We start from the raw sequence: 11,813 nt of genomic DNA on the forward strand, positions 1-11,813 counted from the left end.
ATGAACAAAACTGCTCAATCAGTGTGGGAAAACTGTCTTCTATTTATAAAAGACAATATCCAAGACCAGGCATACAAAACTTGGTTTGAACCGATTAAGTCAGTAGAGTTAACAGATAATGCTTTATACATTCAAGTTCCAAGTAAATTCTTTTACGAATGGCTGGAAGAACACTATGTTAAATTATTAAAAGTTGCACTTACGAAGGAACTCGGAAAAAACGCTAAGTTACTCTATAAAATTAAAATGGAAAACACTTACGGCAATAAACAACCGTTTACGGAACAATTGCCAAGTGCACATCGAGGACCGATGAAAGCACAAGAAGTGGATGCTCCTTTTAAAAATTTAAATCCAGAGTTAAAAAATCCATTTGTTATCCCCGGAATTCGAAATTTAAAAATTGAATCGCAGTTAAATGCCAATTACAGTTTTGATAATTTCTTAGAAGGAGACTCAAATAGACTGTCTCGCTCTGCAGGAATGGCTGTTGCCAATAAACCTGGAGGAACTTCCTTTAATCCGTTACTGATTTTTGGTGGAGTTGGATTAGGCAAAACGCATTTGGCACACGCCATTGGAGTTGAAATTAAAGATAAATATCCCGAAAAGACGGTTTTATATATTTCAGCCGAAATTTTCACACAACAATATATTGACTCGGTTAAGAAAAATAACCGAAATGATTTTATTCACTTCTATCAATTAATTGATGTATTGATTATTGATGACGTGCAATTTCTATCCGGAAAAACAGGAACACAAGATGTGTTTTTTCATATATTTAATTATTTGCACCAAAACGGTAAGCAGGTTATTCTGACATCAGACAAAGCTCCGGTAGACATGCAAGACATTGAGCAAAGACTTTTGTCTCGTTTCAAATGGGGCTTATCAGCAGAATTGCACCAACCGGATTACGAAACAAGAATTTCGATTTTGAAAAACATCTTGTACCGTGACGGTGTTGAAATTCCTGAAGAAATCATTGAATATGTAGCCCGAAATATCACTTCGAACGTTCGTGAATTAGAAGGAGCGCTTATATCATTAATTGCACAATCTTCGTTTAACAAAAAAGAAGTAACAATTGATTTGGCCAAACAAGTGGTTGAAAAATTTGTAAAAAATGTAAAAAGAGAAATTTCCATTGACTACATTCAAAAAGTAGTTTCTGATTATTTTCAATTGGATCTTGAGGTTTTACAGTCTAAAACTAGAAAGCGTCACGTAGTTCAAGCAAGACAATTAGCGATGTTTTTTGCAAAGAAATTTACGAAATCATCTTTAGCTAATATCGGTTCAAAAATTGGCGATAGAGACCATGCCACCGTTTTGCATGCTTGTAAAACAGTTGACAATTTAGTTTCTACTGATAAACATTTTAAAAAATACGTCGAGGATATTCACGATAAACTTTCACTCTAAAATGAAAACGAGAATTTTAATGGTTTGTTTGGGCAACATTTGTCGCTCTCCATTAGCAGAAGGGATTTTAGCTTCAAAACTTCCTTCGCAACATTTTAGTGTCGATTCCGCTGGAACGGGTGATTATCATATTGGAAAAAATCCAGATCCACGTTCGATAGCTATCGCAAAGTTGAACGGTATAGATATTTCTACACAAAAAGCACGGCAATTTTCTAATCAAGATTTTGAAAATTTTGATTACATATATGCTATGGATGGCACTAATTATCAAGATATTATTGATTTAGCACCAAATGGAACCGCAGAAAAAAAAGTCACACTTATCCTTAATGAGCTTTTTGACGGTGAAAATGTTGATGTTCCGGACCCTTATTTCGGTTTAGAAAATGGCTTTCCTATTTTATATGATATGCTGGAAGAAGTTTGTGACACTATCGCCGAAAACCTCAAAAAGAAACATTTGTAATGCAATCGAAAGGCAAACTTTATCTAATTCCCAATACTTTAGGCGATAGTAATCCGTTGGATGTTTTACCACAAACGGTAAAAAGAGCGATTGATGTCATGGATACGTTCATTGTTGAAAACGAGAAAGATGCTCGAAAATTCATTAAAAGTATTTGTCCAGAAAAAATTCAAGCCGACTTAAAGTTAAGCTCTTTAAATAAACGCACTGAAAAGTCAGAACATTTCGCGATGATTAAACCTTGTTTACAAGGCGAAAACATTGGCTTAATGTCAGATGCAGGTTGTCCTGGAGTTGCAGATCCTGGAGCTGCAATTGTAAAATTGGCACACGAAAACGGCATTCAGGTAATTCCCTTAGTTGGACCTTCATCGATTTTATTAGCTGTAATGGCTTCCGGAATGAACGGACAAAGTTTTGCTTTTAACGGTTATTTGCCCATTGACAAAGATGAAAAAAAAGCAATGTTGAAAAGTTTAGAAAAATTATCAGCCGATAAAAACCAGTCGCAATTGTTTATTGAAACACCTTACCGAAACAATAAAATGCTAGAAGATTTACTACAAATTCTTCAACCTTCCACTCATATTTGTGTGGCTGCCGATATTACTTTACCAACAGAATACATCAAAACATTTCGCATTTCCGAATGGAAAAAAATTAAGGTTGATTTACACAATCGCCCTTGTATTTTTATTATTCATAAAATGTAAATTTATAAGAAAAGCGACTTCAATGAGTCGCTTTTCTTATTTTATATAGGTTGAAATTACTTCTTTATCTTCGCATTATTATTTGCCTCAATAAACGAAGTATCATATCCTCCAAACTTTTTCATGTAACTCCTCAAACTTGTTCCGTAGTTGTCTTTAATAGTTTTTTTTCCATTATTACTGAAAAATTTCTTCACCGAACCTGCCCCTCCTAAGTGAGCTGCCGCTAAAATTCCAGATTCTGTAATTTCAATCCCATTAACCGTTTTACCATCATATTCCTGAATTTCTTTACGTAATATCCACTTGTTTTTTGCTAATAAAGCTTTGAACGCTTTTTCTTGCAATCGTGGATTGTTTAAAAATTCCGAATTATCATAAATACCAATCGCACGAAGTGCCGCACGACCAAACTGGTATTTCCCCATATAACCCAGGGAATTTATCAAAGTGTACTTTCCTTGAGATTCCTTAAAAGCTAAAGCTTCTTTAAAACCAGTAAAAGTTTTTCCTGTATAAGGAAAATTGAAATTGAGGAATTCGGTCTCGTTGTCAAAATCTTCTAAGGAAGGAAGAAAGTAAAATGACGCTTCGTCATTTTTCGCAACCGAATAGTTGTTGTGTGTAGTCGCTTTAAAACCTAATGTAATAAAAGCAGTAATAAGTGCAATACTAGTGTAGTATATCCATTTTTTTATCATAACTTGAATTTCTTCTCAAATCCTGTCACTTTGAGAAATTTCAGCCCGCAAATATACGAATAAAAATACAAATCTGATAATCAGTCTGTTAATAAAACCTAAAAGTAGAGCGAGTGAAACCGCAACTTCCCATTCCCGTTGAGTTCAAGTGTGGGTGCCGGAACTTTTAATGTATTAAAAATAGAAAAAATAGTCTTTAAAAAGTGACTTTTCGTTTCAATTTTGGTTAAATCTACATCCAAACTCAGGTAAAATTGTCGAAATCTTTTTGTTTCAGGAAGAAATACAGTATTCACTAAAACATCATCTCCTGTTATCATTCCTTCAGCTCCGTAACCAACGGCTAAATTTAGCCATTTTGGAATTTTATTACTTGGAATAAATGAATGAATGTTTGCTGATAACCAATAGGTTTGACCGTTATAATCTTTTAGAATTTGTTCGTTCCAGCTTTCGCCCAAAGTTCCGGGACGAGCCGATGGATAAACGGTTTGGTGATAAGAAAATTTAGGAATGATTCGTTGTTCGTTCCAAAGCAAATCCTGGGAAAGAAATAATGCAGTTCCAGATGCGTTTGCGACTACATCACCTAACGAAGCTCCCCATTCAGCCGAAAATCCATCCATAACCTCAACGACAGAAAGAAATGCGAAACCTAATGTTGCGCCATAAATCCGTTGTGTTTTTTTATCACTTCCACTCCACTCTAACATTTCCGCACCAACGCGTCCGACATGATAAGCTGAAAAAAAATGACCTGCTTTGTCCATTTGAAGCCATTGAGCATTGTCATTTAAGAAATGAAAATTACTTTTTGGATAATCTTTGTACCACAACTGATTTAAAGCTAAAAGTGTAGCCGAAGTTGTAGCCGCCTCAATAATAAAAACAGTAGTTTGCCTATCCTGATTTAAACTATCGGAAGGTTTTAAAAATGATTCGATTTTGCCTTGAGCAGAAATTGAATTAAATCCGCTAAAAACAAAAAGTAAAGTATAAAAATAATATCGAATCAAATCTATCTTTTTATACCTTGTTCATTAATCCAAGCGTGGTATTTTCTGCTGTTTGCTTCGTGTTGTGCATTCGTTACTGCAAATTCATGATAACCGAAATTCGTAACACTCGCACAAAAGAAAAGATAATTGTGTTTTTCAGGATTTAAAACTGCATCTAGAGCCGTTACATCCGGCATTGCAATTGGACCTGGAGGCAAACCTTGATTTACATAGGTGTTATAAGGAGAAATTGTAGGCAAATCTTTATGCAAAACACGTTTTATTTCAAGTGTAAAATCATCTGCATTTTTTTTAACAGCATAAATAACTGTTGGGTCTGCTTCTAATTTAATTCCACGATTTAAACGATTCAAATAAACTCCTGCTACTCGAGGTCTTTCGTCAGATTTTACAGTCTCCTTATGCACTATTGAAGCCAATGTTGAAACTTCTAAAGGTGTTAAGTTTTGTGCTTCTGCTTTTGCAAGTCGTTCTGGAGTCCAAAATTTTCGGTATTCCTTCGCCATTCGGTCACGAAATTTACTTGCAGACGTGTTCCAAAAGAACTCATAGGAATTAGGAATAAACATACTTAACACATTTTCGCGTGTCATGTTTTGCTCTTTCAAAAAGTTTTCATCGGTAAAACTCTGCATTAAACTCGTACTATCCGCTTCAATTTGCGTACTAATTCTCCCTGCAAAATCTTCCAACCGCTCTTGGTTGTTAAATGCCAAATTCAACGGTACATTGATTCGAAGTGCATTCACCAAATCATTATTATTCATGTCTTTTTTGAACAAAAACCGACCTGATTTTACATTAGCTACGAATGATTTCTTTTCAGCCGTCATTTGAAAAAGCTCCATATCCTTAATATAAGGCGTAATTATTTTTGCCAAATCAGTGTAATTAGCATCGGTAGGAATATAAACATACACTTCCTTTTCCGCAAAATTTGTATTTGGTGAAAAGATGTTTTTGTAAATCATATAGCCATAAACAGAAGCGGCAATCACAACAACTAGAGAGATATAAATAAAAATTTGTTTGAATTTCACGACAGTAAATTTATAAAAATGGATTAATTAATTGAAATAGTGCTTCGTCTTGGTACCTGTTTTCTATCAAATTCCAATCTTTTTTGACACCACATTTTTGAAAACCAAAAGTAGTAAAAAGCTTGATACTAGTTTCATTTTCTGTACCAATATTTGCATACAATTGATGTAAATTGAGTTGTTTAAAACTATAGTCGATTAGTAATCCCAAACTTTCAGCGCCATATCCTTTAGCTCTTTCCTCTAAATTTTGAATTACAATCCCTATTCCTGCCCGATTGTTTCTCGGGTCGAAGTCAAATAAGTCAATTAAACCGATGGTTTCTTCCGTATTGTTTTTGCAAATCGCAAGGCGAAGTTGTTTGGCTTCATAAATATCTTGCTGGGCATTTTCTAAATATTGACGAATCAAATACTTACTATAAGGTGTTTGTGTATTACTAACATTCCAAATCGTTTCATCATTTTCAATCGAATGTACAAACTCTAAATCTTCCGGTTCGAGTGCTCTTAAAAACAGATTTGGTCCTTTTAAAGTAATCATAACGTTTAATTTTGTATAATTCCTGAAAAAACCAGTGTTGCAGGTCCTGTTAAAAATATATGAGTAAAATTATTTTCTTCTCCTTGGAAATTTACTTTCAATAAACCTCCTTCAACATTCAAAGCAACTTCTTTACTTTTTGTTTTTCCAGTGGCGAACATTGCAATTGCAACAGCTGTAACTCCCGTGCCACAAGACAAGGTTTCGTCTTCAACTCCCCTTTCGTACGTTCGAACGGTAAAAGTAGCCTCGTTAATTTGCTCGACAAAATTCACATTACTTCCTGGATTTCCATATAAATCACTGTATCGGATTTTTGAACCTAACTCTTTTACGTTGAAATTTTTCACATCATTCACCATCTGAACATGATGTGGCGAACCCGTATTCATAAACACGTAATCTTCTTTTATAATGACCTCATCTACATCTTTCATTTGCAAAGAAACAATTCCATCGTCATTAATTTTGGCATAATGCAAACCATCAACGGCTATAAAAGTAGTTTCTGTTTCAAATATGCCTAATTTTTTGGCGAAGGCCACAATGCAACGACCGCCGTTTCCACACATTGAACTTTCATTTCCATCAGAATTGTAATAGACCATTTTGAAATCCGTTTTCGAGTCGTTTTCCAATAAAATCAAACCGTCGCCTCCAACACCAAAACGACGGTCACACAACTTTTCTATAAGTGCTGTGTTTTTAGGAAAGGTTTGCAAACGATTGTCAATCATTACAAAATCATTTCCGGTACCTTGGTATTTAAAAAACTGAATTTCCATAATGTGAATTTAGTTTCACAAAGTTACAATTATTAATGAAAAGTTAATCATTGTTAATCGAGCGTTAAACCAATTTCAGGTAAGTAATGAAAACTTTAGTTTTGTAGTTAAATAATTTAATATTTAAATGATAATGAAAAAATTAAGTAGTCTTTTCGTAGTAGCATTGTTAAGTGGAGCCACAACACTTGGTGCATACAAGTTGATTTTTGATGAAAATACAACATTTTCAAAATCGCAAAACGTAGTTAGTGTGGCAACTCCTAATTACACAAAAACAGTTGGACTTGGTGCCGAAAACATCGACTTTGTAGATGCGGCAGATAAAGCAGTTCATTCTGTAGTTCACGTAAAAAATGTATCTTACCGTACGGTCTCTAATCCAATATTAGAATATTATTACGGATACCGAGGTGGACAACAACAGGAACAAATTGGAACAGGTTCTGGGGTAATTATTTCAGAAGATGGTTATATCGTAACCAATAATCACGTTATTAAAGATGCTCAAAATATTGAAATTACTTTGAACAACGGCAAAGCATACAAAGCTAAATTAGTAGGAACGGATGATAAAATGGATATTTCGTTACTAAAAATTGATACCGATGAAAAACTAGCATACTCCACCTTTGCCGATTCTGACAATGTAAAAGTGGGCGAATGGGTTTTGGCAGTTGGAAATCCGTATAACTTAAATTCTACTGTAACTGCCGGAATTGTTTCGGCGAAAGCTAGAAATTTAGACACTTCAGGATTGCAATCATTTATTCAAACCGATGCAGCTGTAAACCCTGGAAACAGTGGTGGTGCTTTAGTAAATACTCGTGGAGAATTGATTGGAATAAATACCATGATTTCATCAACAACAGGTTCTTATGTAGGTTATTCTTTTGCAGTTCCTTCTAATATTACTCGAAAAATCATTGAAGATATTCTAGAATACGGAATGGTTCAAAGAGGAATGTTAGGCGTTCAAGGAGCTGAGTTGAACGGAACAATCTCTAAGGAATTAGGGATAAATGCGTCAAAAGGATTTTATGTTGCCGATGTAACCAAAGAATCAGGAGCTGCAAAAGCAGGATTGAAAAAAGGAGATGTAATCATTAAAATTGATGATAAAACCATCAATACTTTTGCTGATTTGAATGGATACATCAATACCAAACGTCCAAATGACAAAGTTCAAGTGACTTTTTTACGTGACGAAAAACAATATACCTCATCTGTGATGTTGTCTAAAAATGATATTGTGCAGTCGAAATTTAAAGGCATGGAGTTAGAAGATTTATCGTCGGCAGATAAGAATAAGTTTAAAATCAATTCAGGAGTTAAGATTTCTTCTATTGAAAATCCACGTTTGGCTCAGTTTAAAAAAGAGTTGAGTGGTGCCGTAATTTTAAAAATTAATAACATTCCAATTACTGATTTGCAACAAGTGAATAAATTAATAAGTGGCAACGACGAAGCGGAAGGCGTTCAACTCGAAATAATTACTACTTCGGGTCAAGTTGTTCGGATAATTATTTAATTCACATCCATCTATTGTTGAAAGAGTCAAGCTTCGGTTTGACTCTTTTTTTTTGGGGTAAAAATGTTATTTTAGCACAAAAAAGATGAGTCTTTACGAAAAGATAAAAGCTGCGTTTCCAGCAACTGTTTCTGAATTTACTCTAGAAACAAAAAGCCAAGACTATGATGCTTGTAGGTTTCAAGTTAACGGAATGCAAATTCACTATAGAAAGGCGAAAATCACTCCGAAAAAAGAAGGACAATTTGTAACCTTTTGGAAACGCATACCAAGTGGCATTATCGCGCCACTTGACACAGATGATACTTTTGATTTTCTAATCGTAGCTGCTGAACATGAATCTACGTTGGGTTATTTTGTGTTTCCTAAAAGCGTTTTGGTTTCGAGAAAAATAGTTTCCACTTCTTTGATTGAGGGAAAAAGAGCTTTTAGAATTTATCCTCCAACAAGTGTTCCTAATAGCAAGCAAGCTTTGAGTTCTCAAAAATGGCAGGGCGATTACTTCATAAGAGAACTTATTTTGGCACCATTTAGTGATAAATAGGAGTCGCAAAAAAGAGGATTTTCTGTTGACCTAGGTTTGCGTTAAGGATGGAAACGGAGCTCTTTTAGGGATTGTTTTTTTAAACAATCCCTAAAAAGCGGGAGTGGACAGCCTGACCCGGAGTTTTTACGGAGGGTAACGCCCAAAAAACACTACTTTGCAGTCGTAAAAATAATACTATCAGTTTCTTAAGTACTAAAAGTAGCCTGTTCATGCAGTGTAGCGGAGTTTTCGTAAAGGAAATGAATAGTTTTATCAAATTGTTCCTAAAATGCTTTACGAAAACGTTTGAAATAGGTACTTTTGCACCAAATTTTAAAAAACAACACTAACTTTTTTACAATTACAGCAATGGAAAAAAACATTAACTACGAAAAAGAACTTTCTTTTCAGGCGGACCGAAGACGTGCCGGAGTAAAATTCATCAACATCATTAGCGATTTATGGTACGACAAATCAATTGAATTGGTTTTCTTCAGAAATCAGTTGATTGACCGAAACGTGAGTGACATCATTAATTTGCACGAATATGCAAATGCTTTTGTGGGTAAACCGATTTCTGTGTTTGATTCTGTTGAAATTGCTGGAGCAATTGCTTCGTTAGATTTGCCGCCTTCTAAATTAGATATTGGTAAACTGGCCTACGAATTTCACTTAGAGCACGACAGTTATAACGATGCAAAATCATTTGTAATCGCTAAGTTGAAAGATGCAAAAGAATACAAGGAAATCCAACCTAAGAACGTAGTTCTTTACGGTTTTGGACGAATTGGACGTCTTTTGGCACGTGAATTAATGTCCAAAACAGGAAAAGGAAGTCAATTGCGTTTGAGAGCGATTGTGACAAGAGATAAAAACGACGCTACTACTTTAGAGAAAAGAGCTTCGTTGTTACGTCACGATTCCATTCACGGAGATTTCCAAGGTTCTGTAATTGCTGATGTGGAAAACAACGCGTTAATCATTAACGGAACTACCGTTCACATCATTACTGCAAACGCTCCAGAAGATATTGACTACACTGCTTACGGCATTAAAGATGCGCTAATCATTGACAATACAGGTGCTTTTACCGATGAAAAAGCATTGGCAAGACACTTGACTTCTAAAGGTGCTCACAAAGTTTTATTGACTGCTCCAGGAAAAGGAGTTCCGAATATCGTGCACGGTGTAAACCAAAACGAATACAACCCAGACGAAGTAAACATTTTCTCGGCAGCATCTTGTACTACAAATGCAATTACGCCAATTTTGAAAGCTATTGAAGATACTTTAGGCGTTGTAAAAGGACACTTAGAAACGATTCACGCCTATACAAACGACCAGAATTTGACGGATAACATGCACAAAAAATACCGTCGCGGTAGAGCTGCAGGTTTGAATATGGTTATTACTGAAACTGGTGCCGGAAGTGCAGTGGCAAAAGCATTGCCTTCATTAGCAGGAAAATTAACGTCTAACGCAATTCGTGTTCCTGTTCCTAATGGTTCATTAGTGGTGCTAAACTTAGAAGTTACTAAAGAAACTTCGGTTGAAGACATCAACGCCATCATGCGTAAATACGCTTTGGAAGGCGAACTTGTAGAGCAAATTAAATATTCTGTGAATAACGAATTGGTTTCTTCAGACATCATTGGTACTTCGGCTCCCGCGATTTACGACAGCAACGCAACAATCGTTTCGGCAGATGGCAAGAACATCGTATTGTACATTTGGTATGATAATGAGTACGGTTACAGCCACCAAGTAATTCGTTTGGCAAAATATATTGCTAAAGTAAGAAGATACAATTACTACTAGTAGAATCCTCCCCCAACCCCTCCAAAGGAGGGGAGCTGTTGGAGATAAAAATTATAGTATTACTAAAAAGTCCGTTTCTTGATTGAAACGGACTTTTTTTTGTGAAGATTCCATCTGGAATTCCCCTCTTGCAGCACAAATTTATGTTCTATCCTATCAGATTATCTGCTAATTTCATGTAATTAAGTAGTATTACTATAAGAATATCCATTGATTACATGTAATTAAGTAGCATTGCTATAAGAATATCCATTGATTACATGTAATATAAAAGTATTACTATAGGAATACCCTTTGATTACATGTAATATAGTAGTGTTACTAAAATAATACCTTTTGATTACATGTAATACAAAAGCATTACTATAGTAAATCAATACAAAATAATGTTTTATATAAGCATTTGTATAAAAACTACCTATAAAAATTCTTTTTACAACTCTATTTTTACATACAAATGCATAAATTAGCTTTACCTAAAAACAGATAAACATGAAAACAGAACAAAAAAAAATTGATATGGGCGAGTTACTGAGCTTTTACATGGAAAGTCGCTTTGTTCGTGGCGAACAACTCGCTAATTTGCTAGGAAGAACAGGGCAAACCATTTCAAAATACAGGACTACCTCAGTTATGAGAAGCGATATGATTGCCGAAATCAGTTATGCCTTGAAACACAATTTTTTTCAGGACATGGCCAATCTTCTTCCTGCTGAATTTACCGTCAATACGGAGTTGAACTCCAATAATCAACGCTATATGGACCAACTGCAAGAGGAAAACAAGGTGCTTAAAATTCAAAATGAATTGTTGATACAGTTGAACAGAAAAGGGAGTTAGTATATATTAAATGTTTTGCGTGTGTTGCTATGGGTCGGGCTGTGGGTTCTCATTTTTTTTTGATTCGTATTGCAATGCAAGTGTTCTAAAAGCAAAAAAGTTTATTGAAACGAATTTCAATAAACTTTTTGCAAAAATTTTACTCTATAAAAAGTAAAGGGTTTTTAATTAATTATTTTTAACTACTAACTCTTTTTTCTTTAATAAAATAAAAGCAGTTGCTACTCCAATAACTAACATCGGAATTAAATAATCTGAAATTGGTGCGGGATCTAATGCTCCATCTTCTGGGTCTGTATCCGGGTCTGGGTCTTCTGGAAACTGTGCAAATACACTGTTCATTCCAAATAAAAGTACTACTGTCAAAGCAATTTTTGTCAATTTATTTATTGTCATCGT

General features: G+C 34.8%; 13 protein-coding genes. 7 read left to right on the forward strand and 6 right to left on the reverse strand.

The annotated features are described in order from the left end of the window. From dnaA to ACQ5J2_RS00015, 3 genes are read left to right on the forward strand one after another with little or no spacing between them, the layout of a single operon-like run. Positions 1–1,428 (forward strand): chromosomal replication initiator protein DnaA, encoded by a 1,428-nt coding sequence (dnaA, locus tag ACQ5J2_RS00005; RefSeq protein WP_432671646.1) that lies wholly within the window; start codon positions 1–3, stop codon positions 1,426–1,428. A 1-nt stretch (position 1,429) separates the two neighbouring features. Continuing rightward, complete coding sequence (locus tag ACQ5J2_RS00010) at positions 1,430–1,897, forward strand: low molecular weight protein-tyrosine-phosphatase (protein ID WP_432671647.1); 468 nt, start codon at positions 1,430–1,432, stop codon at positions 1,895–1,897. Further along, positions 1,897–2,610 carry an SAM-dependent methyltransferase gene (locus ACQ5J2_RS00015; RefSeq protein ID WP_432671648.1) on the forward strand — a complete coding sequence of 238 codons (714 nt, stop codon included), beginning with the start codon at positions 1,897–1,899 and terminating at the stop codon, positions 2,608–2,610. The genes ACQ5J2_RS00010 and ACQ5J2_RS00015 overlap by 1 nt, the downstream gene beginning before the upstream one ends. A 56-nt stretch (positions 2,611–2,666) precedes the next feature. Here ACQ5J2_RS00015 and ACQ5J2_RS00020 read toward each other — a convergent pair whose 3' ends face one another. The 5 genes from ACQ5J2_RS00020 to dapF all read right to left on the reverse strand — a co-directional run bounded on the left by ACQ5J2_RS00020 (position 2,667) and on the right by dapF (position 6,699). Next, positions 2,667–3,311: a peptidoglycan-binding protein LysM gene (locus ACQ5J2_RS00020; protein WP_432671649.1), complete on the reverse strand. Its 645-nt coding sequence runs from the start codon at positions 3,309–3,311 to the stop codon at positions 2,667–2,669. Positions 3,312–3,409: 98 nt separating this feature from the next. After that, positions 3,410–4,333, reverse strand: a complete 924-nt coding sequence (locus ACQ5J2_RS00025; protein WP_432673328.1) for a DUF2279 domain-containing protein — start codon at positions 4,331–4,333, stop codon at positions 3,410–3,412. After that, positions 4,330–5,370, reverse strand: a complete 1,041-nt coding sequence (mltG, locus tag ACQ5J2_RS00030; RefSeq protein ID WP_432671650.1) for an endolytic transglycosylase MltG — start codon at positions 5,368–5,370, stop codon at positions 4,330–4,332. Before mltG ends, ACQ5J2_RS00025 begins: the two co-directional genes overlap by 4 nt. Positions 5,371–5,380: 10 nt before the next feature. Continuing rightward, positions 5,381–5,914 carry a GNAT family N-acetyltransferase gene (locus ACQ5J2_RS00035; RefSeq protein WP_432671651.1) on the reverse strand — a complete coding sequence of 178 codons (534 nt, stop codon included), beginning with the start codon at positions 5,912–5,914 and terminating at the stop codon, positions 5,381–5,383. Positions 5,915–5,919: 5 nt separating this feature from the next. Further along, entirely contained in the window at positions 5,920–6,699 is a 780-nt protein-coding gene (gene dapF / locus ACQ5J2_RS00040) for a diaminopimelate epimerase (protein WP_432671652.1), read from the reverse strand. Positions 6,700–6,832: 133 nt separating this feature from the next. On the opposite strand from dapF, the gene ACQ5J2_RS00045 reads away from it, so the two are divergent. From ACQ5J2_RS00045 to ACQ5J2_RS00060, 4 genes are all read left to right on the forward strand, one after another. Further along, entirely contained in the window at positions 6,833–8,230 is a 1,398-nt protein-coding gene (locus tag ACQ5J2_RS00045) for a trypsin-like peptidase domain-containing protein (RefSeq protein WP_432671653.1), read from the forward strand. Between the two features lie 85 nt (positions 8,231–8,315). Next, positions 8,316–8,774, forward strand: a complete 459-nt coding sequence (locus tag ACQ5J2_RS00050) for a MepB family protein (protein WP_432671654.1) — start codon at positions 8,316–8,318, stop codon at positions 8,772–8,774. A gap of 351 nt (positions 8,775–9,125) precedes the next feature. Then, positions 9,126–10,574: a glyceraldehyde-3-phosphate dehydrogenase gene (locus ACQ5J2_RS00055; protein ID WP_432671655.1), complete on the forward strand. Its 1,449-nt coding sequence runs from the start codon at positions 9,126–9,128 to the stop codon at positions 10,572–10,574. A 492-nt stretch (positions 10,575–11,066) separates the two neighbouring features. Beyond that, the gene (locus ACQ5J2_RS00060) at positions 11,067–11,414 is read left to right on the forward strand and encodes a hypothetical protein (RefSeq protein ID WP_432671656.1); all 348 of its coding nucleotides are present in this window, start codon (positions 11,067–11,069) and stop codon (positions 11,412–11,414) included. 168 nt (positions 11,415–11,582) lie between these two features. Here the strand turns inward: ACQ5J2_RS00060 and ACQ5J2_RS00065 are convergent, their stop codons facing one another. Further along, positions 11,583–11,810 (reverse strand): hypothetical protein, encoded by a 228-nt coding sequence (locus ACQ5J2_RS00065; protein WP_432671657.1) that lies wholly within the window; start codon positions 11,808–11,810, stop codon positions 11,583–11,585. Positions 11,811–11,813 lie beyond the last annotated feature (3 nt).

The organism is Flavobacterium sp. SM2513 (assembly GCF_050908145.1).
In the GTDB taxonomy this organism is placed as follows: domain Bacteria; phylum Bacteroidota; class Bacteroidia; order Flavobacteriales; family Flavobacteriaceae; genus Flavobacterium.